32 protein-coding genes and 1 tRNA gene are annotated in these 25,479 nt (G+C 36.4%); 21 read left to right on the top strand and 12 right to left on the bottom strand.

Going from position 1 to position 25,479, the window contains the following annotated elements; all coding sequences use genetic code 11:
- Window positions 1–22: 22 nt before the first annotated feature.
- From QGN23_RS09410 to QGN23_RS09400, 3 genes are read right to left on the bottom strand one after another with little or no spacing between them, the layout of a single operon-like run.
- Window positions 23–2,812, bottom strand: a complete 2,790-nt coding sequence (locus QGN23_RS09410; protein WP_282904067.1) for a DUF4236 domain-containing protein — start codon at window positions 2,810–2,812, stop codon at window positions 23–25.
- Window positions 2,813–2,826: 14 nt separating this feature from the next.
- Complete coding sequence (locus QGN23_RS09405) at window positions 2,827–3,360, bottom strand: hypothetical protein (protein WP_282904066.1); 534 nt, start codon at window positions 3,358–3,360, stop codon at window positions 2,827–2,829.
- Between the two features lie 9 nt (window positions 3,361–3,369).
- Window positions 3,370–4,893, bottom strand: a complete 1,524-nt coding sequence (locus tag QGN23_RS09400; protein ID WP_282904065.1) for a helicase HerA-like domain-containing protein — start codon at window positions 4,891–4,893, stop codon at window positions 3,370–3,372.
- 132 nt (window positions 4,894–5,025) lie between these two features.
- Between QGN23_RS09400 and QGN23_RS09395 the strand changes: the two genes are divergently transcribed.
- The 14 genes from QGN23_RS09395 (at window position 5,026) to QGN23_RS09330 (ending at window position 14,129) form a co-directional block, all read left to right on the top strand.
- Entirely contained in the window at window positions 5,026–5,388 is a 363-nt protein-coding gene (locus tag QGN23_RS09395; RefSeq protein ID WP_282904064.1) for a hypothetical protein, read from the top strand.
- Between the two features lie 116 nt (window positions 5,389–5,504).
- Window positions 5,505–6,368, top strand: coding sequence for a hypothetical protein (locus tag QGN23_RS09390; protein ID WP_282904063.1), 864 nt, complete (start codon window positions 5,505–5,507; stop codon window positions 6,366–6,368).
- Window positions 6,369–6,492: 124 nt separating this feature from the next.
- Window positions 6,493–8,484, top strand: coding sequence for a TonB-dependent receptor plug domain-containing protein (locus QGN23_RS09385; RefSeq protein WP_282904062.1), 1,992 nt, complete (start codon window positions 6,493–6,495; stop codon window positions 8,482–8,484).
- A gap of 94 nt (window positions 8,485–8,578) precedes the next feature.
- Window positions 8,579–9,022: a hypothetical protein gene (locus QGN23_RS09380; RefSeq protein WP_282904061.1), complete on the top strand. Its 444-nt coding sequence runs from the start codon at window positions 8,579–8,581 to the stop codon at window positions 9,020–9,022.
- A 76-nt stretch (window positions 9,023–9,098) separates the two neighbouring features.
- Window positions 9,099–9,905, top strand: coding sequence for a sulfite exporter TauE/SafE family protein (locus QGN23_RS09375; protein WP_282904060.1), 807 nt, complete (start codon window positions 9,099–9,101; stop codon window positions 9,903–9,905).
- The gene (locus QGN23_RS09370; protein WP_282904059.1) at window positions 9,902–10,285 is read left to right on the top strand and encodes a hypothetical protein; all 384 of its coding nucleotides are present in this window, start codon (window positions 9,902–9,904) and stop codon (window positions 10,283–10,285) included. Before QGN23_RS09375 ends, QGN23_RS09370 begins: the two co-directional genes overlap by 4 nt.
- 77 nt (window positions 10,286–10,362) lie before the next feature.
- Window positions 10,363–11,772 (top strand): MBL fold metallo-hydrolase, encoded by a 1,410-nt coding sequence (locus QGN23_RS09365; RefSeq protein WP_282906383.1) that lies wholly within the window; start codon window positions 10,363–10,365, stop codon window positions 11,770–11,772.
- Window positions 11,772–12,146, top strand: coding sequence for a rhodanese-like domain-containing protein (locus QGN23_RS09360; RefSeq protein ID WP_282904058.1), 375 nt, complete (start codon window positions 11,772–11,774; stop codon window positions 12,144–12,146). The genes QGN23_RS09365 and QGN23_RS09360 overlap by 1 nt, the downstream gene beginning before the upstream one ends.
- Window positions 12,143–12,442, top strand: coding sequence for a cupin domain-containing protein (locus QGN23_RS09355; RefSeq protein WP_282904057.1), 300 nt, complete (start codon window positions 12,143–12,145; stop codon window positions 12,440–12,442). The genes QGN23_RS09360 and QGN23_RS09355 overlap by 4 nt, the downstream gene beginning before the upstream one ends.
- Before the next feature lie 17 nt (window positions 12,443–12,459).
- Window positions 12,460–13,071: a methyltransferase domain-containing protein gene (locus tag QGN23_RS09350; protein WP_282904056.1), complete on the top strand. Its 612-nt coding sequence runs from the start codon at window positions 12,460–12,462 to the stop codon at window positions 13,069–13,071.
- The gene (locus tag QGN23_RS09345) at window positions 13,068–13,280 is read left to right on the top strand and encodes a DUF6132 family protein (RefSeq protein WP_282904055.1); all 213 of its coding nucleotides are present in this window, start codon (window positions 13,068–13,070) and stop codon (window positions 13,278–13,280) included. The genes QGN23_RS09350 and QGN23_RS09345 overlap by 4 nt, the downstream gene beginning before the upstream one ends.
- Entirely contained in the window at window positions 13,273–13,584 is a 312-nt protein-coding gene (locus tag QGN23_RS09340; RefSeq protein WP_282904054.1) for a rhodanese-like domain-containing protein, read from the top strand. Before QGN23_RS09345 ends, QGN23_RS09340 begins: the two co-directional genes overlap by 8 nt.
- On the top strand, window positions 13,581–13,781 hold the full coding sequence (locus tag QGN23_RS09335; RefSeq protein WP_282904053.1) for a hypothetical protein: 201 nt from the start codon (window positions 13,581–13,583) through the stop codon (window positions 13,779–13,781). Before QGN23_RS09340 ends, QGN23_RS09335 begins: the two co-directional genes overlap by 4 nt.
- Before the next feature lie 48 nt (window positions 13,782–13,829).
- On the top strand, window positions 13,830–14,129 hold the full coding sequence (locus QGN23_RS09330; RefSeq protein ID WP_282904052.1) for a thioredoxin family protein: 300 nt from the start codon (window positions 13,830–13,832) through the stop codon (window positions 14,127–14,129).
- 2 nt (window positions 14,130–14,131) lie between these two features.
- On the opposite strand, the gene QGN23_RS09325 is transcribed toward QGN23_RS09330, so the two are convergent.
- A complete protein-coding gene (locus QGN23_RS09325) occupies window positions 14,132–14,890 on the bottom strand; it encodes an amidohydrolase (protein WP_282904051.1) in 759 nt (252 codons plus the stop codon).
- Window positions 14,891–15,020: 130 nt separating this feature from the next.
- Here QGN23_RS09325 and QGN23_RS09320 point away from each other — a divergent pair, with 130 nt between their 5' ends.
- From QGN23_RS09320 to QGN23_RS09310, 3 genes are all read left to right on the top strand, one after another.
- Window positions 15,021–15,464: a DUF6646 family protein gene (locus QGN23_RS09320; RefSeq protein WP_282904050.1), complete on the top strand. Its 444-nt coding sequence runs from the start codon at window positions 15,021–15,023 to the stop codon at window positions 15,462–15,464.
- Window positions 15,465–15,575: 111 nt separating this feature from the next.
- Window positions 15,576–16,913 (top strand): RIP metalloprotease RseP, encoded by a 1,338-nt coding sequence (gene rseP / locus QGN23_RS09315; RefSeq protein ID WP_282904049.1) that lies wholly within the window; start codon window positions 15,576–15,578, stop codon window positions 16,911–16,913.
- 74 nt (window positions 16,914–16,987) lie between these two features.
- Window positions 16,988–17,061: transfer RNA gene (locus tag QGN23_RS09310), tRNA-Asn, on the top strand.
- Between the two features lie 107 nt (window positions 17,062–17,168).
- Here the strand turns inward: QGN23_RS09310 and QGN23_RS09305 are convergent.
- The 3 genes from QGN23_RS09305 to pepT form a co-directional block, all read right to left on the bottom strand.
- Window positions 17,169–18,113 carry an ISAon1 family transposase gene (locus QGN23_RS09305; protein ID WP_282903905.1) on the bottom strand — a complete coding sequence of 315 codons (945 nt, stop codon included), beginning with the start codon at window positions 18,111–18,113 and terminating at the stop codon, window positions 17,169–17,171.
- Between the two features lie 28 nt (window positions 18,114–18,141).
- Window positions 18,142–18,495, bottom strand: a complete 354-nt coding sequence (locus tag QGN23_RS09300; protein ID WP_282903875.1) for an ISAon1 family transposase N-terminal region protein — start codon at window positions 18,493–18,495, stop codon at window positions 18,142–18,144.
- Window positions 18,496–18,680: 185 nt separating this feature from the next.
- Window positions 18,681–19,940 carry a peptidase T gene (pepT, locus tag QGN23_RS09295; RefSeq protein ID WP_282904048.1) on the bottom strand — a complete coding sequence of 420 codons (1,260 nt, stop codon included), beginning with the start codon at window positions 19,938–19,940 and terminating at the stop codon, window positions 18,681–18,683.
- A gap of 186 nt (window positions 19,941–20,126) precedes the next feature.
- Here pepT and QGN23_RS09290 point away from each other — a divergent pair, with 186 nt between their 5' ends.
- From QGN23_RS09290 to QGN23_RS09280, 3 genes are all read left to right on the top strand, one after another.
- A complete protein-coding gene (locus QGN23_RS09290; protein WP_282904047.1) occupies window positions 20,127–20,975 on the top strand; it encodes a hydroxymethylglutaryl-CoA lyase in 849 nt (282 codons plus the stop codon).
- Window positions 20,976–21,004: 29 nt separating this feature from the next.
- A complete protein-coding gene (locus tag QGN23_RS09285) occupies window positions 21,005–21,412 on the top strand; it encodes an OsmC family protein (RefSeq protein ID WP_282904046.1) in 408 nt (135 codons plus the stop codon).
- Between the two features lie 140 nt (window positions 21,413–21,552).
- Window positions 21,553–21,957, top strand: a complete 405-nt coding sequence (locus tag QGN23_RS09280; protein ID WP_282904045.1) for an OsmC family protein — start codon at window positions 21,553–21,555, stop codon at window positions 21,955–21,957.
- 40 nt (window positions 21,958–21,997) lie between these two features.
- On the opposite strand, the gene QGN23_RS09275 is transcribed toward QGN23_RS09280, so the two are convergent.
- The 4 genes from QGN23_RS09275 to QGN23_RS09260 are packed head-to-tail and all read right to left on the bottom strand — an operon-like array spanning window position 21,998 to window position 23,729.
- Window positions 21,998–22,324, bottom strand: coding sequence for an SUF system Fe-S cluster assembly protein (locus tag QGN23_RS09275; RefSeq protein ID WP_133439105.1), 327 nt, complete (start codon window positions 22,322–22,324; stop codon window positions 21,998–22,000).
- Between the two features lie 14 nt (window positions 22,325–22,338).
- Window positions 22,339–23,037 carry a 3'-5' exonuclease gene (locus tag QGN23_RS09270; protein WP_282904044.1) on the bottom strand — a complete coding sequence of 233 codons (699 nt, stop codon included), beginning with the start codon at window positions 23,035–23,037 and terminating at the stop codon, window positions 22,339–22,341.
- Window positions 23,038–23,062: 25 nt separating this feature from the next.
- Window positions 23,063–23,404: a tRNA-binding protein gene (locus QGN23_RS09265; protein WP_282904043.1), complete on the bottom strand. Its 342-nt coding sequence runs from the start codon at window positions 23,402–23,404 to the stop codon at window positions 23,063–23,065.
- A 13-nt stretch (window positions 23,405–23,417) separates the two neighbouring features.
- Window positions 23,418–23,729, bottom strand: coding sequence for a cytochrome C (locus QGN23_RS09260; protein ID WP_282904042.1), 312 nt, complete (start codon window positions 23,727–23,729; stop codon window positions 23,418–23,420).
- 236 nt (window positions 23,730–23,965) lie between these two features.
- Here QGN23_RS09260 and meaB point away from each other — a divergent pair, with 236 nt between their 5' ends.
- On the top strand, window positions 23,966–24,949 hold the full coding sequence (gene meaB / locus QGN23_RS09255; RefSeq protein ID WP_282904041.1) for a methylmalonyl Co-A mutase-associated GTPase MeaB: 984 nt from the start codon (window positions 23,966–23,968) through the stop codon (window positions 24,947–24,949).
- Window position 24,950: 1 nt separating this feature from the next.
- Here meaB and QGN23_RS09250 read toward each other — a convergent pair whose 3' ends face one another.
- Window positions 24,951–25,478, bottom strand: a complete 528-nt coding sequence (locus QGN23_RS09250) for a DUF4251 domain-containing protein (protein ID WP_282904040.1) — start codon at window positions 25,476–25,478, stop codon at window positions 24,951–24,953.
- Window position 25,479 lies beyond the last annotated feature (1 nt).

Raw genomic sequence — 25,479 nt, 5'->3', positions numbered from 1 at the left:
ATCAAGAATAATATGTAAAATACTATTCAGGTATATCTTCTTCATTTATTTGTGTTAAAATATCCCTGGTGAGATTTATTTCTTTAGCAATTCTATTTGCTTGATTTTCTAATGTTTTTTCAAAAACATTTCTAACATATCGCCCATTGCCAAATGTCATATCTCTTTGTGAATATGAATTTTCAAATAATAATTTGAGTTTTTCTTTAGCATTATCTGATAAATGATAATCTAATTTTTTACAATTGCTTTCAAATATTTCATATAATTCATCAACATTATAGTCAGGGAATTCGATAAACCTATTAAATCTTGATTTAAAGCCGGGATTCGTGTTTATGAATAACATCATTTCATCGGTGTAGCCAGCTAAAATTACAATTAATTTATCGCGATCGTCTTCTATTCGCTTGATTAAAGTAGCAACTGCTTCTTTGCCAAAATCATCTTTGTTTTCCCCTACCAAAGCATAAGCTTCATCAATAAAAAGAATGCCATCTAAGGCAGAATCTACGGTTTTATTTACTTTTACTGCTGTTTGACCCGAATATTCGGCTATAAGTCCTGACCGATCAGTTTCTACAATATGACCTTTTTTCACAATTCCCAACAGTTTGTAAATTCTTGCCAATAATCGTGCTACTGTTGTTTTTCCTGTGCCAGGATTTCCAGACAAAACCAAGTGATATGAAAGTGCTGTTGATTTAAGTCCAGCATCTTCCCTTGCTTTTTGAACTTTGATAAAATTCATTAGTGAAATAATCTGTTCTTTTACTTCTTTTAATCCAATTAATGAGTTTAGTTCCTGTAAGACATCTTCCAAGGTTTCCGTTTCATTAGATGGATTGATAATTTTTGATTCTGTTGTTTTTGATTCTTGCAAGTCAACCATCGGTTTATGGGTTAATTCAAATATTTCTGTTAACTTTTTTTCTTCGTCAACGGAAACGGTATTGTCGGCCTTAACAATAATGTTTGCGAATTGATATAATACTGTGGCATACTCGTCCAATAAATCAGAATCGTTTACTTTCAATATAATAGGCAAAGCTAAATAATTTTGCTCCTTCACCAAATCGTTAGTTGGATTTGATTTTGAATAGGCTGTAACATGGACAGGATTATCTTTTTTTTCGAAATCGCTCAATATTGTAAGTAATTTATCGACATAATTCGAATTGTAAATATTTAAAAAAGCAGAATGGTTTAATATGAGATTTCCTTTAATATTATCATTTAATAAACTTCCTGTTATTAAAGCTATTCCCCAACTTTCGCTGGTATTTTTCGTTAGAACTTCGCTTGAAATTAATCTGGATATCTTGAGTAAATCATAAATGATTAGGGATTTGATTGATTCGTGAATTTCGCTTTCCTCTTTATCCTCAACTTTAAATAATTCTAAGATGAATTTCTTTTGTCCTAACTTTGAAATAATTTCGAACAAAGTGGGGACGAAGTCTCTAATCAAGTTAAAATAATTTTCAGAAAGAGGATTCAAATTATCAAATTCAGATTTGTTTTGACTATTTATCGGGTGAATAATCTCGCTAACTGTATTTTTTGTACCATTAACAATTGATAAATAATTATTTGCCATTGAGACAAAGTTGGATGCAGACTGTGAGTTACTTATGATGTAAGATGATTTATCATTCCAAATTCTTAATTCGTAATAATTGACACTGTAAATTTTTGGATTATCTGAGTATCTTAAATCCGGGCTCCCATCTTTGTTTTGATGACGATAAAAATGCCCGGTAACTTCACTATCATTAGGTGGGAACTGTTTATCATAATGTATTTTAATTACCCCTTCAACTTTAAAGTCTTTTAATGGAAAAAGTTCAAATTGTGTTGACGATTTCGCTTTTATAACAAATTTAGGATATAAATAATAATGATTTTCTTCGCTATCTGGCAAGATTGGAACCTGAAAATCCCGGGAAATACCACTAAAACTCCCAACAGTAAATCTTATTTCTTTCCGACCACCCGTCAATCCCTGCAAAATAGACGAAAACTCGCCATTGTTAAACCAGATTTTTTCAGATTGGCTCATTACAACAAAGTTATAAACCATTTGCTCGAAAGCCTGTTTCTCCGTGTCATTTAATGTTGCATCAATATTATATTGAGCAGAAAGTTGGTTATTTTCAAGAACTGATATTTCTTTATCTAAAATATCGATCTCCTGTAAAAATTTTTGATTGGTTTTCTTAGCGTTTTTTGCTTGTAAGCTTTTTATTTTTGATAATTTTATTTCAATCTGTTTGCTAATTTGTAAATCATTGATGTAACATTTTAAAATTTCGTTTTTAACTGAATCAGTGGACTTTGCTATTTCTTCTTTTGCAGAGTTTATTAAGGTATCATAAACTAAAAGTTCATTATTTTGTGTTGTAGAGAACAAACTTTTACTGAATAATGCAAGTAAAGAAATAGCAATTATTATGGAAACAGTTCGGCTTAAAAAAACAAGAGTAGGATTTTCAAAATCTACTTTGTATAAGAAAATAAATAAAGCAATTAGCACAATTATGGTAATTATTCCACACCCATTATCCTTTTGAATATTGGTATTCTGTTGTAATTTATTTTGCGGACTTGAAATATTAGGCGGTGTAACGCCGGATATTCTTTGCCGATTATATATTCCTGTTCCCGGAATTCCTGTGTTTAAATATGTCCCGCTTTTGCCAAAAGTAACATTTGCACCTCTAACACCAACTGATGTGCTTATACCACTTTTGCTGAGATTAATTTTTACACCTGGTGCAATTTTGATCCTTCTTCTGAATTGCCATGCCATATCAAATTATATTTTCATCTTAAATTAACAGTATTATCTAAATCATCAAGATGTGCTCCTCGGTCTACTGTTTTTTTTATTTCAGTAACAGATAATTCTTGGTATTGATCATAGCTTAAATCGAAAAGCTCTTGTATGCCAACATTTAAAAGGGCTTCTGTTGAATTTACGACATTATCTTCGTATATTTTATGTAGTTGTCTATTTAAAATTTCTTGTATTTTATCTTTTCTTAAACTATAAAAATCTCCTTCTTTTAATTTAAATATTCTCTTTAATTGTTTTAAATTTTTCAATTCTATATCAGTTAAGATATCATCTATCAAGATGATGTTTATGTAATATAAAAGGAAATCTAGAGACTCTTCTTTAATATCACTACTTCTTTCTACATCATATTTGGCTAAAATAGCGTCTCGTAATTCTATTGTAAATTCATCATTCACGATGCTGTTCGCTATTTCCTTTATATATGGCTGAAATATATTTAAGTCTTTTCTGAAAATTCTTTGAAAATTTTCATCATTAAAGTCGAGTGGTGAATACATATTTGTTTTTTATCTTCTTTTTTTCAAGCCAATCATTCCCATAAAAGCATTGGTTGCTTCTCGCACAATCATTGTCGTAAAGGTTCTTCCAGCCCTTGATTTCATTACAGATTCAAATACTCCCGGTTCTTCTTTTACAGAGCGGGTTGGTTGAGTAGGAGGTGCATTCTGTACAGCCTGTTCCATTCTGCTGGTCAACATTTCGTAAGCGGAATCTTTATTCACGGTTTGCTCATATTTTGCCACCAACGCTGAACGTGATGTTAAATCTGAAACTTCAGCATCGTTCAGGATATCCATTCTTGACTCCGGAGAAATCAGATAAGTATGAACCAATGGTGTTGGAATTCCTTTTTCATCCAGTGCAGTGATAAAAGCTTCACCAATCCCAAGATTCTGGATGAGTTGGTCTGCCTTATAATATTCTGTAATAGGATAGTTTTCAACAGCTTTTGAAATTTCTTTTCTGTCTTTTGCTGTAAATCCGCGGAGTGCATGCTGAATTTTTAATCCAAGCTGCGATAAAACGTTTTCAGGAACATCTCCGGGAATTTGAGTGATAAAATAAATCCCAACCCCTTTGGAACGGATCAGTTTTACCATTGTTTCTATCTGATTCAGCAGTGCTTTGGAGGCTTCATTAAAAATTAAATGCGCTTCATCGATAAACAGTACCAGTTTGGGTTTTCCGGAATCCCCTTCTTCAGGAAAGTTCATATAAATTTCTGCAAACAATGAAAGCATGAATGTTGAAAACAGTTGAGGTTGATTTTGGATATTGCCAACTCTTAGGATGTTTACCACTCCTTTTCCGTCTCTTTGTTTCAGCAAATCTTCAACATCAAAGCTTGGTTCCCCAAAAAACTGCGCAGCTCCCTGTTGCTCCAAAGCTACAATAGAACGGAGAATGGCGCCCAGTGAAGCGGGTGCGATAGATCCGTAATTATTGGATAAATCAGCTTTTCCCTGAGGGTTATCAGTAACGTATTGCAGCACTTTTTTCAAATCATCCAGATCAATTAAAGGCAAACCTTTGTCATCACAATATTTAAAAACGATCGAAATAATGCTTTGTTGCGTGTCATTAAGATTAAGGATTTTCGATAATAAAAGCGGGCCGAATTCGGTAACGGTTGCTCTTAATTTAATTCCTTTTTCTCCTGAAATCGACATGAGTTCTACAGGAAAAGCCTGTGGTTGATACGGTAGTTTTGTCTTGGCATATCTTTCATTAATAATGGCGTTTTCAGTTCCGGGTTCTGCAATACCCGAGAAATCACCTTTAATATCCAGAACCAAAGAGGGGATTCCGGCGTGGGAAAGTTGTTCTGCAAAAACCTGAACTGTTTTTGTTTTTCCGGTTCCTGTGGCACCCGCGATTAATCCGTGGCGGTTGATTGTTTTTAATGGAATGGTTACATCTACTTCGGTCACCACTTCACCGTCGAGCATGGCTTTTCCTAAAGTGATGAATTCGCCTTTTGGGGCATATCTTGTAGAAAGTTCCTGAACGAATTTTGCTTTATCTGCCATCTTTAATATTCTTTGAGAGGTTAAAGATAAAAAATAATAGAGATAAGGAAATGGGTTCGGTGAAAAATTCCCTGATTTAGATGATGAAAATCATTTTTAATTAAGATAAATAAGTCTTAATTTTGACTTGTCATGAAATCCATAATAACAATCATATTATCAATGATCATTTTTGGAGCAAGTTTTCAGAACTCGCTTTTTATGATTGATTATAAGATTAATCAGGATTTCTACGAAATTCACTGTGTCAATAAAGCGAAACCGGAGCTTAGTTGTCACGGAAAATGCCAGATGAAAAAAGAAAGTGAGAAAACCACGAATCCTTTTAACTTGGTAAAATACGCTTTTGAGTTTAATATTTTGCCGTCAGCGCCGGTTGATTATTTTATTGAGAAACAAAATTTCGCACATTCAAAATCTGCGGATTTCATCTACGAAGAACTTTTCATTCCTGAGATTTCTCTGCGTATTTTACCACATCCGCCACAAGTCTAATTTGATTTCTATCGCTAGCTTCTTCTTCTTTTTCAAAATGAAACAGGAGGGGTTTGCCTGTCTCTTTTTAAAAGAGAAAAAATCTTCAGTCAAATTATCACTTAAATTTAAAAGAAATGAAATTTTCATTCAAAACTATACTTGCCTTGTTGGCAATGGCATTCCTTGTAACCTCCTGTAGAACATCTGGTGATGATCCAATCGAACCCACAAATCCTAATACTGAAATAGAGGGTTTATTAAAAATTAAAGAAGTTGCCAACGATACTCATATTATCGAATTGTATTCTAAATCCGGAGCAGCCGGTTTAGGATATAATGATATTAAACTTCGGATTAAAAATAAATCGACCAATCAGTACGAAAAAAATGCTACCATTACCTGGAAACCATTAATGCACATGACCATGATGGCGCATTCCTGCCCGAACTCAAACGTGCAGAAAGTCGCCGCTGATGGGTCTTTGTATTCTGGATATATCGTTTTCCAAATGCCTGGTAACGCGACCGAATATTGGGATTTAAAAATCGATTACACCATTGGGACAAATAATTATACGGCAACTACAGTAATTGATGTTCCTGTTGAAACTAAAAAAACAGTCAACTCTTTTACGGGAAGCGATAATGTAAAATATGTGGTGGCATATATTGAACCGAAATCTCCAAAAGTTGCCATTAATGATATGGTTGTGGGAGTTTGGAAAATGCAGGATATGGAGACTTTCCCTGTTGTAGATGGATATACTGTAAAAGTTGATCCAAGAATGCCCGGAATGGGAAATCACAGTTCACCAAATAATGTGAATGCCACACAAACCGCCGCCGGTAAATTATATAATGGTAAGCTTTCTCTAACCATGACCGGTTACTGGAAAATCAATTTACAGCTGGCGAAGGCAGACGGAACCGTTTTGGCTGGAGAGGAAGTGACCACAACCAATCTTGCCAGTAACATCTTTTTCGACATCGATTTCTAATTATTTATTACAAAAAAATATCATGACTAATTGATTGAAATAATATTGATTAGTCTTGATTTCTCGGATGCTGAACCTTTTTAAAAAAGGTTGAGAGGTATTCTGTTAACCAAAACGCTTTATCATGAAACGAATCCTACTTATGACTATTTTCCTCTTTCTGTTTACCAATAGTTTTGCGCAACAATATTCATCAGATTCTACCAAATCACAACATATTCAGGAAGTCATCGTCATTGGAACATCCAAAATTTCCAGCAAAGAAAATAAACCATTAGGTTCAATTGACGAATACCTGCAAAAATCTGCAAAAGTAGATATGATTAAACGTGGAGCTTATGCGTGGGAACCGCTTATTAATGGCATGCCGACGGAAAGAACTTTAATTACCATTGATGGAATGCGGATTTTCGGTGCGTGTACCGACAAAATGGATCCCATTACTTCTTATATTGAAGTTTCCAATTTAATGGAAGCCAGCATCAGTTCCGGTCAGGAAGGTTCTTGTCACGGAAATACGATCGGTGGGTCCATCGATTTGAAAAGGAATAAAATGATGTTTGGTCAAAAGAAATGGAACTTTAATGTCAACAGTGGATATGAAACGGTCAATCAGCAAAAAATCTTTGGTGCCGGAACCAGTTTTAAGAAAGAAAAATTCTACACTGATGTTAATTTTATGACACGGGATGCGGAGAATTATAAAGCCGGCGGCAATATTGAAATTCCCTATTCACAATTTCGGAAGATTAATATTTCAGGAATTTCCGGAGTAAAACTGGGGGAAAACAAATTATTAGAGGCATCTGTAATTTATGACAAAGCAAATGATGTCGGTTATCCTGCCTTGCCTATGGATGTTTCAGTCGCAGAAGCGTTGATTGCCTCATTGAAATTTCAGATGTTGCCCGAAAGTGATTTCCTGAAAAGTTGGGAAACAAAAGTTTATTTTAATACGATCATGCACAGAATGGATGATACCAAAAGACCCAATGTTGCGATTCACATGGATATGCCGGGTTGGAGCAAAACTTTTGGATATTATTCTCATCTTAAATCGGTTATTAATCAACATCATTTTTTGTTGAATATTAATGGATTTTACAATAAATCTTCCGCAGAAATGACCATGTATCCAGCGGACAAAAGTGAGAAATTAATGTTTATGCTGACTTGGCCAGATGTGAGAACTTTGGCACAGTCATTTTATCTGGAAGATCAAATCAGCCTTAATCAAAATTCAAGCGTGAGATTATCTGCTTCCGTCACCATGCATCAAAATAAAGTAGAAAGTGAATTTGGTTTAAACAGTTTACAGATTTTTTACCCTGAAATGAATGCTGAAAAAAACAGAATTCTGAAAAGTTTCGCAGCCAATTATCAGTTTGATAAAAATGGATTCCAGGCAGGTTTTGGTCTAGGATATGGTGATCGTGCGCCGTCCGTTTCAGAAGGCTACGGATTTTATTTGTTCAATAGTTTTGAGAAATACGATTATATTGGAAATCCGTATTTAAAGAATGAGTCTTCCCTTGAAGCCAATGCATTTATTGGTTTGAAAAAAGAAAAATACAACGCTAAAATTTCATCGTCTTATTTTCATATTTCAGATTATATTGTAGGGAAAATCATTCCTCATCTTGTTCCGATGACCATTGGTGCAAATGGGGTGAAAACTTATACGGCTTTAGATTATGCAACTTTATTTAATGTCAGTTTATCGACAGAGTTGCGGATTGTAGAACCGTTGAAATGGACAACTCAATTCGTTTACACGTGCGGAAAAGATAATGAACAAGGCAATTTACCATTTATGAGTCCATTCAGTTACCAAACCGCCTTGCGCTATGAAAGAAATAAATTTTCTTCGGAAATTTCGGTTTTTGGAAATACAAAATACCGGGATTTTGCACCCCAATATGGAGAATCTGAAACGCCGGATTATGCGGTTGTAAATGCAAATTTAGGCTATTCATTCCCGCTTGGAGACGCTAAAATGCATGCGAAAATTGGCGTGGAGAATATTTTTGACCGGTACTACACCACGTATTCCGATTGGAATAATATCCCGCAACCCGGAAGAAATTTATTTATCAATCTCAATTTTAGTTGGTAGAAAGAAGGGTTTAAACCTGCTAAATGTTGGCTGTTTTACAAAAGAAGTTCCGGGAAAATTTCTGTAAATTTGTTAGATCACAAAATCGGAAATCATGAAAAGAGCAGATATCATCACCATTATTATTGAAGAACAGAAAGTAGTAATAGACAGTTTAAAACAAACAGTGGACCGTTACAAAACTGCCTCTGACATGGATGAAGAGAGCACGCATGATCCGGAAGATTTTTCGCAGCAGACGCAAGCAAAGGATATGCAGCTCCGTTACGAGAAAACGTTGAAAGAAGCGGAACAAAATCTTGCCTTTCTGGAAGGTGAACTTAAGACTTCACACGATAAAATTGAAAGGGGAGCCCTGATAGAAACTGATCAGAGTTTTTTATTCGTTGGAATTTCTGTGCCTGTTTTCAAATTTGAAAATAAAGATGTTATTGCTTTTTCTGACCATGCCCCTGTTTTCCAAAATATAAAAGGAAAAAACAAGGGCGATAGCATAGAAGTTGGCCCAAAATCACTCCAAATTATTGATTTTTGTTAAATGAGTGATTTGCCTTCTGTAACCTGGGTTACTTTTTATGAAAAAATTAAAGAGTATTTTTGCTGAAATTATTTCAATGGAGTTATTAGGATATTTTTCAGCAGTCGTTATTGGTCTCGTGATGGGATTAATTGGTGGTGGCGGAAGTATTTTGAGTGTTCCGGTTTTTGTTTATGTCTTTGGTTTTGATCCAATGACTGCAACTACGCTTTCGCTTTTCGTGGTCGGCGTTACCAGTTTGGTTGGCTCTGCCGGTTTTGTAAAAGAAAGAATGATTGATTTTCAAACGGCTTTCGTTTTTGGGATTCCTTCCGTTTTGGGCGTGCTGTTTTCGAGAAGGCTGGTTCTGCCACATTTGCCCGAATACATTATCAATCGCTGGGGGATTACCATGACCAAAGACATGTTTTTGCTTTTTTTATTCGCAATCCTAATGTTGATCGCTTCTGCTAAGATGATCAGGAAAACCGAAAGACCTTCTGGAAGAAAACAAAACGAAAACAATTACACCTTATTAATATCACAAGGACTTTTAGTCGGAATAATCACAGGTTTAATTGGAGCAGGCGGTGGATTTTTAATTGTACCTGCCTTAGTTATGTTAATCGGATTGCCAATGAAAAGAGCCGTAGGAACTTCGCTTTTTATTATCGCACTGAATTCGCTTCTTGGTTTTCTCAGTACCATGAAGATGGTTGCACACGACTGGACTTTCCTCATTATCTTTTCCTCGTTATCGGTAGCCGGAATTTTTATCGGAATAGTACTGGCCAAGAAAATGGATGGTCGGAAATTAAAACCCCTTTTTGGTTGGCTCGTCCTGTTTATGGGATTATTTATCATTATTAAAGAAATATTTATTAAACAACAAATAGCAATATGAAGAAGTTATTGATTTTTACCTTAGGATTGTTTTTAGTGACAGCGTGTGACAAAGAACAGGCAAAAACCCTAAACACCGCTGAGGTTTCTGCAAAAGATCCGAAAGAAGTGAGTTTGGTGCAGGAAACCACAAAGTTGAAAAATGACAAAGGGGAAGAGATGAACGTTACTTATTTTGCTCAGGGAGATGATATTGCCGTGAAGTTGGAGCAGGACGGTAAAAAAGAAGAGATACTGATTGCAAAAAAAATCAATACCAAAGGGGAGCCTGTTTTCGCCAATGAAAAAATGATGTGGGAAGGAGCTCTTGGCGCCGGAGGAAAACTGACGGATGATCAAGGTAACGCAACACAATATAGGGAAATAGAGGAAATTAACTAAACCTTATTTTTTTTAATTAAGACGAAAATACCTTTACATCTTATTTAAAAAGTGTAAAGTCGAAAAAATTGAATATGATGAAAATAGAGCAAATTTATACAGGATGTCTCGCTCAGGGAGCATACTATATTGTTTCAGAAAATGAGGCCGCAATTATCGATCCGTTACGGGAAACAAAACCTTATACCGACCGGTTAGAAAAAGATGAGGTCAAATTGAAATATATTTTTGAAACCCATTTCCATGCAGATTTTGTTTCGGGGCATGTCGATTTATCCAGAAAAACGGGTGCGCCAATTGTTTACGGACCGACAGCAAATCCAGATTTTGATGCCATCATTGCAGAAGACGGACAGATTTTTGAAATCGGAAAAATTAAGATTAAAGTTTTACATACTCCAGGTCATACCATGGAAAGTTCCACCTATCTTTTGATTGATGAAAACGGAAAAGAAACTGCGATTTTCAGTGGAGACACGCTTTTCTTAGGCGATGTCGGAAGACCCGATCTGGCGCAAAAAGCAGCCAGTATGACTCAGGAAGAACTGGCCGGGATTTTATATGACAGTTTGCAAAATAAGATCATGCCTTTGTCTGATGATATCACAGTTTATCCGGCACATGGCGCCGGTTCTGCCTGTGGCAAAAATATGCAGAAAGAAACAGTTGACACTTTGGGAAATCAGAAGAAAACCAATTATGCACTGAACCAGCCAAACAAGGAATCCTTCGTCAGAGAAGTTCTGGATGGTTTATCTGCGCCGCCAAAGTATTTTGGAATGAATGTCGCTCTGAACAAAGGCGGTTACGAAGATTTTGATGTCATTCTTAAAAAAGGATCGCATCCTGTTTCTGCCCAGGATTTTGAGGCGGTTGCAGAAGATAGCGGAGCATTGATTTTAGATACCAGAAATGCTGCCGGTTTCCATAAAGGATTTGTGCCCAATTCAATCAATATTGGTTTACAGGGCGATTTTGCACCCTGGGTTGGAGCCATGATTTATGATGTAAAACAACCACTTTTATTGGTGACTGATTTGGGAGCCGAAGAAGAGGCAATTACGCGTTTGTCAAGAGTGGGTTTTGATAATGTGATTGGTTATTTGAAAGGCGGTTTTGAATCATGGAAAAATTCCGGAAAAGAAATTGATCAGGTTAACAGAATTTCTGTCCAGACTTTTTCAGAAAAATTCAAAGAAGATGCGAAAATTATCGATGTAAGAAATGAAACCGAATATGCCGCGGAACATGTGAATGAAGCGTACAGCAGACCTTTGGTTGATATCAATGAATGGGCGTCAACGTTGGATAAAGAGGAACATTTCTTTTTGCATTGTGCCGGTGGTTACAGAAGTATGATCGCTGCAAGTATTTTAAATTCCAGAGGGATTAGAAATTTCACAGAAATCGAAGGTGGTTTTAATAAAATTAAAGAAACTAATGTTCCCACAAGTAATTTCGTTTGTCAGACAAAAACTTTCAAATAATGAGTTTAAGAAAGATTTTTATTGTAGCGGTGATTTCAATGATTTCATGGTCCTGTAAAACAGCAGCGCCAGTTTCAGAGGTTTCCCGTGCAGAAATCAAAAAAATGGTCACCAGTTCGGAAACCACTTTGGTTGATGTAAGGATTCCGGAAGAGTTTTCAGAAAAAACAGCCGAAGGCGCAGTTAATATTCCTTTAGCAACGATTGAAGAAAATCTCGATTTTTTCCGAAAGCGAAAGCAAGTGGTACTGTTCTGTAACAGAGGAAGACAAACAGAAGAAGCCATTAAGATTTTAAAAAAGAACGGAATAACCAACGTGTACAGCGGGAAAACTGTTCAGAATATCAATGCAATAAAAAGCGAAAAGAAATGAAAAATATTATAGAAAACATAGAGTTTAGTACAGAGAAAGCAAATGTTTTTCCGATTAAGAAAAGTGATGATATCAAATATTTCGCGGTGGCTCTTGGGAAAGGTGCGGTATTAAAAAAACATATAGCTCCAGTTCCTGCAACCTTGGTGGTTTTAAAGGGTGAAATCAATTTCTTGATTGAGAACGAGGAGATCAAATTGAAACAGTTTGATGTTTATGAAATCCCGGTGAATGTGGAGCATGAAGTTGTGGGTCTTACAGAAGAAAATCTTTTTTCAGTTGCTCAGGAATTATAGTTAAAATATGTCTACCTATGGAAACCTTTTCTGACCTGTCCCACCTCGATAAAAACTATTGGGAAACGCGGTGGCAAAATAAAAAAACCGGTTGGGATATTGGTTTTTCCTCACCTGCAATTGTAGAATATATGCTGCAGTATCAAAATAAGGATGCGAAAATTTTGATTCCCGGTTGTGGAAATGCTTACGAGGTTGAATCACTTTATAATCTTGGCTTTAAAAACATTACCGTTGTTGATATTTCAGCAACAGCAGTTGAAATTTTAAAAGAAAAATACAAAGATACGGAAGGTGTGAAGGTAATTTGCGAAGATTTCTTTAATCATAAAGGAAATTACGATCTAATTATTGAACAGACTTTTTTCTGTGCAATTTCTCCTTTGTTAAGAACTCAGTATGCACAAAAAATGCATTCATTATTAAATGAAAACGGAGGGATAATCGGAGTATTGTTCAATAAAGTTTTTGAGAAAAACGGACCGCCTTTTGGTGGAACTGTTTCGGAATATCAGACTCTTTTCAGCGAAAATTTTGATATTCAAAAAATGGAAGAATGCTATAACAGCATCGAACCCAGAAAAGGAAGCGAAGTTTTCATTAATTTAAAAAAGAAGAAAGTAATATGATATCTGTTTTAAAAAAATATAAAATTACATTGATCGGAATCCTGGTCGGCGGAATTCTGGGTTATGCTTATTATCACTTTATTGGCTGCGAAACGGGAACCTGTGCGATAACATCCAAACCCTTTAACTCAACCGTTTACGGAATGGTGATGGGGTATTTAATGTTTTCGGTATTTCAGAAATCAAAAACAAAACAAGAACATGCTTAATTTTATTAAAAATATTTTTGGGGCCAAAAATGTCGATTATAAACAGCTTTTTATAGCTGGTGCGCAAATAATTGATGTGCGGACTCCTGCTGAATTCAGTAACGGTCATATTAAACAGTCGACGAATATCCCTTTGCAACAACTGCAAAGTGAAATGAAGAAACTGGATTTGAAAAAACCAATCATCACCTGTTGTGCAAGCGGAATGAGAAGCGCTTCTGCCAAAACAATTCTTCAGCAAAATGGTTTCGAAGCGTATAACGGAGGCGGATGGAGTTCTCTTCAGAATAAATTAAACAAATGAAAAGTTTATTTCAGAATTGGACATTAAGCAGATTCCTGTATTTGGCTGGTGGAATATTTTTTGTACTCATCGCAGCAAATGACCGTGTTTGGTTGATGATTCCTTTCGGGCTGTATTTCATGGCGATGGCAATTTTCAAATTGGGTTGTGCTGCCGGCGCTTGTGAAATACCACGAAAAGAGGAAAAAAACATTTAAACTAAAGTTTTAGTTGAGTTATTTTATTAACTATTTTATTTAAAAGTGATGTCACAAAAATTTAAAGAACTTATAGATTCAGAACGTCCTGTATTGATTGATTTTTTTGCCACCTGGTGCGGTCCCTGCAAAGTGCAGTCTTCTGTTTTGACAACTGTTAAAGAAAATATTGGTGATCTGGCCAGAATCGTAAAAATAGATATTGACCAATTTCCTGCGATTGCCGCACAATATAATGTACGTGGAGTTCCTACTTTAGCCGTTTTCAAAAAAGGCGAAATGCTCTGGAAGGAAAGCGGTGTTCATGATGTTAATACTTTGACAGATCTGTTGAAAGGATTTGCTTAGTATTATTTTAATATAAATTCATCACGGTCTGAAAGAAAAGGAAATTTCGTTCTATATTTCTCCAGTTTTTCTGCTTCAAAAATAGCGGATATGATATTGTTATTTGTCGTTGAGGTTTCACCTCCGTCAGCAAAATAGCAATAAGAACTTTCCGGATATTCTAAATCATTGCCATCAGTTCCGATTCTGTTTAAACCAAAAACATAGGCTTGGTTTTCAATTGCTCTGGCTTTTAATAGAGTCTGCCAGCCGTCGATTCTGCTTTTCGGCCAATTGGCAACATATAAGATGGCATCGTAATCATCATTGTTTCTGGAAAAAACAGGAAACCGCAAATCGTAGCAAACCTGCAGCAAAATTCGCCATCCTTTATATTGAACGATCACCCGTTCATTTCCTGAACTGTATTTTTTATCTTCACCGGAGTAAGAAAAAAGATGCCTTTTGTCGTAGAAAAAATATTCGCCATTGGGTTTTACAAAATAAAATCGATTCAGGTATTTTTCATTTTCATATACAGAAGCGCTTCCGCAGACAGCTGTGTTTTTTTCTTTTGCGAAATTTTTCATCCATTGCAGTGTTTCTTCTTTTTGGTCTGCTATTTCCTCAGGCTTCATATAAAAGCCCGTCGAAAACATTTCGGGAAGAATAAAAAGATCTGCGGAGATTTCTTTAAAGGCCAATTCAATTTGCTTAAAATTTTCACTTTTGTTTTTCCAGGCGATATTTAAATTTAACCCACTAACTATTAAATCATTCATGATTGTTATTTTATAAAAAGAACTTCAATATACATATTTTTTCTTAAAAAAAGTTAATAAAATCATAAAGTGGTCCCATTTTTGAATGGTGAAAAGCATTATTATAAATTAACATTAAAATTTTAACATTATGAAAAAGTTATTAGTAGTTTGCTCATTATTCTTTTTAGGACAAATGGCATTTGCGCAAGCATGGCAAGGAAAAGGAGATCAAAAAATCCAGGTAGGATTAAATGGTTGGGGTTACGGAACAGGGATTACTGCAACTTATGATTACGGTTTGTCTAAACTGATTTCAATAGGAGCAGGTGCGAATTTCTTTTTTGATCACAACAATGAAAAATACAGAAATGATGACTTTGGCGTATTTGGGAGATTGAATTTCCACCTACAGGAGCCATTAGGATTGCCATCTAAATGGGATATTTATCCAGGTGTTGACTTAGGTCTTTTGGGTAAAAGTGGAACGTATTTCGGGGCGCATTTAGGAGTTAGATATTTCTTCAACAATAATGTCGGTATTTTCCTTGAAGCAGGGAATAACGGAAGCATCGGGGTTTCTTTCAACTTGTAAGAAATTCAGGCATATAAGACAAAAGGTTCTCATTTTGAGGACCTTTTTTGTTTGGCATACTTTTGATAATTTGTATCTTCGCAAATCTTTAAAATAATTTAAAAATATTCAATGACATTAATACAGTTATTTCAATTTATATTGAGCATCTCAATTCTTGTAATCCTCCACGAACTGGGACATTTCATTCCCGCTAAACTTTTCAAAACAAGAGTTGAAAAATTTTATCTTTTCTTTGATCCATGGTTTTCTTTATTTAAATTAAAATTCCGCGGTACAGAATACGGAATCGGTTGGTTGCCGTTTGGCGGTTATGTGAAAATCGCAGGAATGGTTGACGAAAGTATGGATACCGAGCAATTGAAGCAACCTGCTCAGCCATGGGAATTTCGCAGTAAGCCGGCGTGGCAGCGGTTAATCATCATGATGGGTGGAGTTACCGTGAATTTCTTTTTAGCATGGTTCATCTATTCGTCATTAAGTTATTTTAAAGGGGAAACCTATCACGATAATGCCAAGTTTGAAAACGGAATTTCAGTTTCGGCTGCAGGTCAAAAAATGGGCTTGAAAAACGGAGATCGAATTTTGAAAATCGATGAAAAACCGGCAGAAAGAATGGAGACTTCTACTATTAACATGCTTTTCGCTAATCATGTCACCGTTTTAAGAGAAGGTAAAGAAGTTACTTTTCCTGTAAACGAAGATGGTGTCGCAGATGTATTGGCAGAGAATGAAGCAAAACTGTATTTCGGGCCACGTTATCCTGTGGTTATTGACAGTCTTGCACCGAAAGGCAATGCTGAGTTGGCCGGATTGCTGAAAGGCGACAGAATCGTTGGGATTAATGGCAAGTCGGTGAAATTTTTCGATCAGCTGGCACCTGAACTGTCTAAGTTGAAAAATCAAGAAGTCGTTTTAGACATTGAAAGAAATAATCATCTTGAAAAAGTGAATGTAAAAGTAAGCAGCGAAGGCAAACTTGGATTCGCAAATGACCTGTCAATCGCTCAAAAAGAATTTGAGAAGACACAGGTGAACAGAAAGTATTCTCTTGGCGAAGCAATCCCGAGAGGGTTAACCAGAACGGTTGATGTTTTGACGATGCAGATCAAGCAGTTTAAAATTGTTTTCAACACCAAAACGCAAGGGTATAAAAAAGTTTCCGGACCTATTGGAATTATCAAACAGATGCCTGAGACGATTAATTGGGAGTTTTTCTGGAGCTTTACAGCGATGTTTTCCGTTTGGCTGGCTTTCCTTAATTTGATTCCAATTCCGGGATTAGACGGTGGGCACGTGGTTTTCACACTTTGGGAAATGATCACCGGAAAACCGGTTCCGCAGAAAGTTTTAGAAAATGCACAAATGATTGGCGTGATTTTCCTAATGGGACTCATGGTTCTGATCTTCGGAAACGATATTTTAAAATGGATTACCGGAAAATTTTAAAATATTTTTAAAATTATTTTGGTAGTATAAAAAAAGTTTCTATATTTGCACACGCTTAAAGCAAAGAGCTACACTCCTCTTTAGCTCAGTTGGTTAGAGCATCTGACTGTTAATCAGAGGGTCCTTGGTTCGAGCCCAAGAAGAGGAGCAAAACCATCACAGAAATGTGGTGGTTTTTTTGTGTTTTTACTCCAGAGAATTAGGGTCAAGCTCAAAACGGATCAGGGATCAGGGATCAGTATCAAAACTTGGGGACTACGCAAAAATTTTGGATAATCTGAAAAGGAAAAATGATTTGTCTCTTACCCCTCGAAGTTGTAATCTGAAGTTTTTTATTTTCGCATTAAAAGATTCGGCCGACGCATTGGTGCTTCTTTGGTCAAAATAATTGAGAATGTCATTGTAATGATTCATAATGGTCTTCATGAGTACTGAAAATGATTTAAACCCACATTCTTCTACTTCTTTGAACCAATGTGCTAATTTTAGGATTGCTACAGACTTTTGAATATTTTGATTGTAAATTTTCCTCAGCCCGTCTGATAAATTATACGCTTTTTCTAAATCAGGATAGTGATAGAACAGTATTTGTGCTCTTTCATTTTGTGTTGATGTCCACTTTTCCCTGGTCTTGTAGAGTAAATATCGGCTTCTTGCCAAGAGTTGCTTTCTGGTATCACCATTTTCAAAAATTTCAATTTCAGGAGTTTTCTTCTTTTCTTTTGCTTCTGTCAAACAGTTGTTTTCCAATTCAATGGCTTGCCACCGATGTTGTATCCTGAGGTCTTGCAATGCTTCTGTGGCGAGCTTCTGAACATGAAAACGGTCGATGACCTGAATGGCATTGGGAAAACATCTTTTGGCAATGAGTTTCATTGAACCTGCCATGTCGAGCGTGATCTCTTTAACTTTCTGTCGGAATTTTCTGCTGATTTTCAGAATCTGTTCAATGACTTTATCGCTTTGAGTACCTTTAATAATGGCTACGATGCTTCCTTTTTTGCCTTTCGCTTTCTTGGAAGTAAGAACGGTGTATAATTCCCCGTCTGAAAGAGCGACTTCATCTAAAGAAAGCTGGTCAGAGAGGTTTTCAGTATATAAGATCCAGTCTTCAGCGTGTTGTTTTTGATCCCAGTCTTTAAAATCGCTGATGCTTTTTTTATATTGTCTTTGAAATTTCTTTCCATTTACGCCATACATTTCTGCTATGGTCTTACAGGGAAGCGCTTTAGTATCGGCTGATTTTTTTTAAGAACTCCGCAAAATCATGTGTCATGCGAGTTCCTTTGGCGATGAGATTCCAGTCTCTTTGAATAATGTTTGCGGATTTTACATCCGTCCATCTTCGGCGTTTGATATGCAGTTTCACGGACTTTCCGCGCAGTGGAAAATCATCTACCATTATTTCCGGCAGAAAACCCTTTGACTGCAAAGTAAGAGAAGAAAACTCCTTTGGAATCGTATTTTTTTCTTCAAAATAAAGATGTAGCACTTTACTTACTTCTTCGAATTTCACAATCTCAAAATGGTCAATTAAAAATTCAGGTAATAAAAATTTGAGGACTTCTGTTTCATTTAGCATCTAACAAAATTATTAAATTTATCTTTTCTCCCCAAGTTTTGGGATTGATCCAAAATTTTGGATAATCTGAAAAGGAAAAATAGTGGGGACTTGCTTATTTTTATTCAATGACCAATAGATAGATTTCAACTTATAAAAAAACCACCACTAATCATAGTGATGGCTCTGATAAGGATTGTTCCGGCTTATCTCTTCTTGAAAGCTTTCGCAATGTTCACAATTACTTTCACCGCTTTTTCCATTGATTCCAGGCAAACATATTCATAAGGCCCGTGGAAGTTTAATCCGCCCGCAAAAATGTTCGGACATGGCAATCCCATATAAGAAAGCTGTGCGCCGTCTGTACCGCCCCGTATGGCTTTTATTTTCGGTTCGATATTGGCATCTTTCATTGCCTGTTCAGCAATATCTACAATATGCATTTTCCCCTCAAACTGCTGTTTCATATTGAGGTACTGCTCTTTGATTTCAATTTCGGCAGTTCCGGCTCCAAATTTTTTGTTGAATTCTCCGACGACATCGCTCATGAATTTTTTTCTTGCTTCAAATTTTTCATGATCGTGATCACGAATGATATACTGAATTTTCGCCTCTGAAACTTCAGATTTTAAATCGGTTAAATGATAGAAACCTTCAAATCCTTTTGTAGTAGAGGGAGTTTCGTTTTCAGGAAGCATTTTAATAAATTCTGCTGCAAGTAAAGAAGCATTCACCATTTTCCCGAAAGCATAACCGGGATGCACGCTCAAACCGTGGATTTTCACCACTGCTCCGGCGGCATTGAAATTTTCATATTCCAGTTCTCCAACTTCGCTGCCGTCCATGGTGTAGGCCCATTCTGCGCCGAATTTTTTCACATCAAATTGATGTGCACCTCTTCCGATTTCTTCATCAGGGGTAAATCCGATGGCGATTCGGCTGTGTTTAATTTCCGGGTGTGCCAATAAATATTCCGCCGCGGTAACGATTTCTGCAATGCCTGCTTTATCGTCAGCGCCCAGTAAAGTTGTTCCGTCTGTCGTAATTAATGTTTTGCCAACGTAATCTTTTAATGTTTCAAATTTTGAAGGAGAAAGGGTAAATCCGGTTTCATTATTCAAAACCAAGTCGCCACCGTCGTAATCATCCCAAATTTGCGGTTTCACATTTTCTCCGTTAAAGTCTGGAGAGGTGTCGTAATGCGATATAAATCCGACCACCGGCTCATCATCGTTTTCTAAATTTGAAGGCACATAAGCGTAAATATAGCCGTGCTCATCCATGGAAACATCACTCAGACCCAGGGTTTTCAGTTCTTCAAAAATATATTTGGCAATATCCCACTGTTGCGGCGAGGAAGGCGTTGCTTCACTTTCGGGATCGCTGGTTGAATATATTTTTACATAATTAATAAAACGGTTTTGTAATTTCAGTTTCCAGTCGAGGTTAAAATCTATGGTTATCATAATTGCATATTTTAAACAAAGTTAAAATTTTAGGCCAAGGTTAAGGTAAATATGTTGTATTTATTTTTATCGCTTTTATAATTGAATTTTATTTAAATTATTGATAATCAACTTTGTAAAAGTGTTTAAATTTTAATCAGACCTTTTTTAAAGTTTTGGTATATTTGAGAACATCAAAAAATAGAAATGTTTCTAACTGAATGTCCACGAGATGCAATGCAAGGTTGGGGTGAATTTATCCCGACGCAAAAGAAGATTGACTACATTAATTCGTTAATGGAAGTCGGTTTTGATGTGCTGGATTGCGGCAGCTTTGTTTCCCCGAAAGCAATTCCACAGATGGCCGATTCCGGAACCGTGGTCGATGAGATTGATAAAGGGGTTTCGAATACCAAACTTTCTGTAATTGTTGCCAACTATCGCGGGGCAGAGAAAGCGCTTGCGCATCAAGCGGTAGATATCTTAGGATTTCCTTTTTCTATTTCCGAAACTTTTCAATACCGAAATACCAATAAAAATCAGGAAGAAGCTTTTAATGATATTAAAAAAATAACGCGGGTTTTGGAATCGGATGGCCGGGTTTTAAATGTGTATTTTTCGATGGCCTTCGGGAATCCTTATGGTGAAATCTGGAAAGCGGCTGATGTTGATTATTGGGCGCAAAGATTTAATGAAATAGGAATTAAGAATATACTGCTTTCTGATACCACCGGAACCGGGACTCTGGAACAGATCGCCTTGCTTTTCAAAACCATTCCGGCAAAATATCCTGAAATCGATTTCGGTGGACATTTTCATAACCGTTATGAAGATTCTTACAAAAAATTAAAAGCGGCGTACGATCATGGCTGTCGCAGATTCGATTCTGCAATTAAAGGAATCGGCGGCTGTCCGATGGCGAAAGATGATCTGGTCGGAAATATGCCTACTGAGCAGGTGATTAATTTTATGGCCTTAGAAAAAATCGAGCATTCATTAAATTTACTCAATTTCGAAAGTGCTTATAATAAAGCAAAAGATATTTTTCATTTTTAATTATTTATCTCCATTAAAACTTTTAATTTATGGCAACTTCAAAAGTAACTTACCTTACTGATTTGCGGTGTGAATCCGAGCATCTGCAATCAGGATCAAAAATTTTCACCGATGCTCCCACCGACAATCACGGAAAGGGAGAAGCTTTTTCACCCACGGATCTTTGTGCAACTTCTTTGGTGCAGTGCATGCTGACTACGATTGCGATTTTGGGTAAAGACAGAGGAATTATTATTGACGGTTCTTATGGAGAAATTCAAAAAAATATGAATCCAAAACCGAGAAAAATTGCGGAAATTGTTTGTGACCTGTATTTTAAAGGAAACTTTTCGGATGGTGAAAAGGAGTTTATCAAAGAAACGGCGATGAACTGTCCGGTTGCATTGTCACTGAGTTCTGATGTGATAAAAACAGTCAGTTTTAATTACTCGGCATAGTCTGCTTTTGGATTTCAGTCATTAGGAAAAAGCCTTAATATATAAAAAAATATTTGTTTTTAAGGTCTGATTAATAGCAGGTTATAAATTATAGTTTGTGACGAAACTTTCGTTATCTTTAGGTCAAAATAACACAAACTATGACTTCAACAATTACCTATTTGGGCAACTTTAAAATAGTTTCGCAACATGAGAAATCAGGTGCAACCATTGAAACCTGCGCTCCTTTAAGAGAAGGCGGGACTTCAGAATTATTTTCCCCTTCGGATATTTTCGGAATTTCTTACGGCCAGTCGATGTTAATGGCGGTCGCGGTTTTGGGTGAGCCCAGAGGAATCTTCATTACCGGAGCGACCTGTGAACTGAAAAAATCAACGCATCCCGAACCGAAGAGAATAGGAACGATTTTCTGTATCGTGAGAATTCCTGGAAAGTTTACGGATAAAGAAAAGAAATTTATAGAAGAAACAGCACTGAACTGTCCTGTAGCACTTTCCATACATCCCAATGTTCAGAAAACAGTGATGTTTGAGTTTGAAGGATAAGCCATTAAATAATGAATGCCGGAAATTTCCGGCATTCATTTTAGATCATTCCCAATTCGAACCGGGCTTCTTCGCTCATCATATCTTTGTTCCAGGAAGGTTCAAAGGTGAGTTCCAAATCAACTTCTGTAACATCTTCCACTTCGGTGACGCGCTCTCTGACCTCTGCAGGTAAGCTTTCTGCCACCGGGCAATTGGGTGTTGTCAAAGTCATAATTACTTTTACTTTACCTTCATCAGAGATTTGTACATCATAAATTAATCCTAATTCATAAATATCGACGGGGATTTCTGGATCGTAAACGGTTTTTAGGGCTGTAATAATATTTTCACCGATTTCGGCAATTTTGTCGTCTGTGTATTTCATTTACTTGGGAACATTTAATTTTCACTTTTTTCTAACAGGTCTTCCTGGCGCAACCGCCGGAAAACATTTGCCAAAGTTAAGACATCTTTTTCACAATATGTAACGATTCTAAATAAGTCTTTCTCTATATGGTAAATTGATGCGACCATTGATCCGTCGATATCGTCTTTCGGTGTGGGGATTCCGAAGAGATGCGCCAGTAATTCCAGTGAGATAAAAGATTTATAGTCGCCGAATTTCCAAAGTTCCATCGTGTCTAGATGAGGGATTTCCCAGGGTTTTTTCCCAAACATCTGAAAAGGAACCGGCGGTTGCATTCCATTGATCAAAAACCTTCTGGCAATCCACGGAAAGTCAAACTCTTTTCCGTTGTGGGCACAGAGAATGACGTCGCGAAGTTTTGGTCTGTTAAAAATTTTGCCGAAATCTTCCAGTAATTTCTTTTCGTCATCACCATAAAAACTCTTTACCATCAACTTGCCGGATTTCTCTACTATTCCGACCGAAATACAAATTATTTTACCGAATTCTGCCATAATCCCGCCTCTTTCGCGGTAATATTCTTCTGCGGTAAATTCTTCTTTCCGCTGGAATTTTGTTTTTTTATCCCAAAGAAATTGGTCGGTTTCATCTAAATCCTGCCAGTTTCCAAATTGCGGAACGGTCTCAATATCCAGAAATAATACTTTTTCTAACGGAATATTTTGAATCATAATGTTGGTTTTTTTATTGAAGTTTTCAGCCAATTTTCAGCCCGTTTTTCACCGGTAATGTGGTGGTTAGAATAGTCACTTCTTTATTCTCGCCATAAACGCCCAGGACCAGGCATTCGCTGAAAAAGTTGGCAATTTGTTTTTTAGGAAAATTGACAACAGCGATGATTTGCTTTCCGATAAGGTCTTCTTTTGTATACAAGCCGGAGATTTGAGCTGAAGATTTTTTAATTCCTAAATCGCCAAAATCGATTTCTAACTGATAGGCAGGGTTTTTCGCTCTCTGAAAATCAGAAACAGAAACGATTGTTCCACTTCTTAAATCAATTTTTTCAAAGTCGGTCCAGCTGATTTCTGGTTTAATCATTCAAAAAGCATTTCTATTTTACAGATACGATATAGTCGTAAACCATTTGATGTTGAGCGTCATTCAGCTTTGCTTTCGGAGCCATCGAGTTCATAATTCCCACCCAGTTCTGTGCAGAATGAGCGGTTGGATTGGGTAAGTCATGGCATTTTCCGCATGAATTATCGAAAACGACTTTGCCTTGTGCAAGATATTCCACGGTCATCACTTTTGTTCCTGTAACTGCGGATTTCGGACTGCAGGAACCCATTAATCCTGCCGCCATAAATGCAGCGATTAATAAAGTGTATCCAGTCTGGTTTCTGCTTTGTTTTTGGTTTTTCATTTTATTGATTTAATAGTAATTCATTTCAAAAATAAGTAAAATTCTTATTAGATTTGTTTAAGTCGTAGAAAATTAAGGCAATGTCAATAAATATCAACTTTTATTTGAAATCGGATAGGTATCATTAAAAAGTAATATTCTCCTGTTGGTATTCACATTTAATTAAAGTATTTTCCCGGTTGCTTCTTTCGGCCGTTGCAGAATTTATTTCGTAAAAGAATTGTATTTTTGACTCAATGAAAACCCTTTCTAACCAAGATCTGATAAAAGGAATACAGTCCGGCGACAAACGATTGCTCGGAAAAGCAATCACGTTGGTGGAAAGTAAAAAAGAGGAACACCGCGAGCAAGCAGAAGAACTTTTAAAAGAAATATTGCCTTTTACCGGAAAATCAGTCAGAATAGGAATTACAGGGGTTCCCGGCGCGGGAAAATCGACCTTCATCGAAAGTTTTGGGAAGTTGGCAATAAAACACGGAAAAAGAGTTGCGGTCTTGGCGATTGATCCGAGTTCATCTTTAAATAAAGGGTCTATTTTAGGCGACAAAACCAGAATGGAAGAATTAGCTAAGGAAAAAAATGCCTTCATTCGGCCGAGTCCCACTTCGGGGTTTTTGGGTGGAGTAGCCAATGCGACTTTTGAAACGATGTTGATCTGTGAAGCTGCGGGTTATGATTTTATTTTAATAGAAACCGTGGGTGTTGGTCAAAGTGAAGTTTTGGTTTCCGACATTACCGATGTGTTTTTATTTTTAAAAATTATTGGTGGCGGCGATGAACTACAAGGAATTAAAAGAGGAATTATGGAAATGGTCGATCTTATTTTCATTAATAAAGTGGAAGAAGACAACCGTCTTAAAGCTAAAAACACAAAAGTAGAATTAATGCGCGCTCTTCACTTTTTGCCTTCCAAAGAGAAAAACTGGAAAGTTCCTGTGCTGCTCGGCTCTGCTTTAAACAATAATGGATTGGAAGAAGTTTATGAAAAGATTCAAGAGTTTATTGACTTGAAAATTTCAAATCATTCATTCGGAGAAACCCGAAAGAAACAGGCAGAGAAACGTTTTGACTACTGGGTACAGGAATATATTCTGCAAAAAACGAAGTCGGATAAATCGACAGAAACCTTTTACGAAGAGCATAAAAAAAATGCTTCTGAAATGAAATCAAATCCAAGTACAGAAGCAAAAATTTTTGTTGAGAAATTAATAGGCAGGTAAATTAATTTTTTGCCGGAGTATTCGCAGTAATGTAACCATCATAGGAAATCGGCTGTCTGTCATTGGAATCCATAAAAACGTATGATTTCCCGTTCTGGAAAACCTGCATTGTAATAGTTGCTTTGTTTTGTTGATCGTTTGCGATAATCGTGAAGATAACGCTGCCTTTTTTACCGTCTTTTCTGTTAACTGTAAAATCTTTAGAAGAGAATCTGTAAGAGTTTTTACTGGGATCAAGGTTCGGGGTGTACATTCTGCCGAAATAGGGTAAAGTGACATTTAATTCACCCTTTCTGATTTCAATAGTGTAACCGGGATCTAAATTGAGCATTCGCAATCCATTAGGAAGCGAATTTAAAATATTGATGACCTCTGCGTTGTTAGGGCTTGCACGCTCAGCGACAAAAGTAAACTCATTGGATTGCAGCAGGGAATTAATGTTTGCCGATGAGGTATTATTCTGGGAACTGCATGATAAAGCTAAAGTGAGCGTCAGCAGTGCAAGTGTGATTTTCAGTAAATTTTTCATG

Source organism: Chryseobacterium gotjawalense, from assembly GCF_030012525.1.
Classification (GTDB): Bacteria; Bacteroidota; Bacteroidia; order Flavobacteriales; family Weeksellaceae; genus Kaistella; species Kaistella gotjawalense.
The sequence above is the reverse complement of the archived record's forward strand: the minus strand, read 5'-3'. Positions and strand labels throughout refer to the sequence as shown.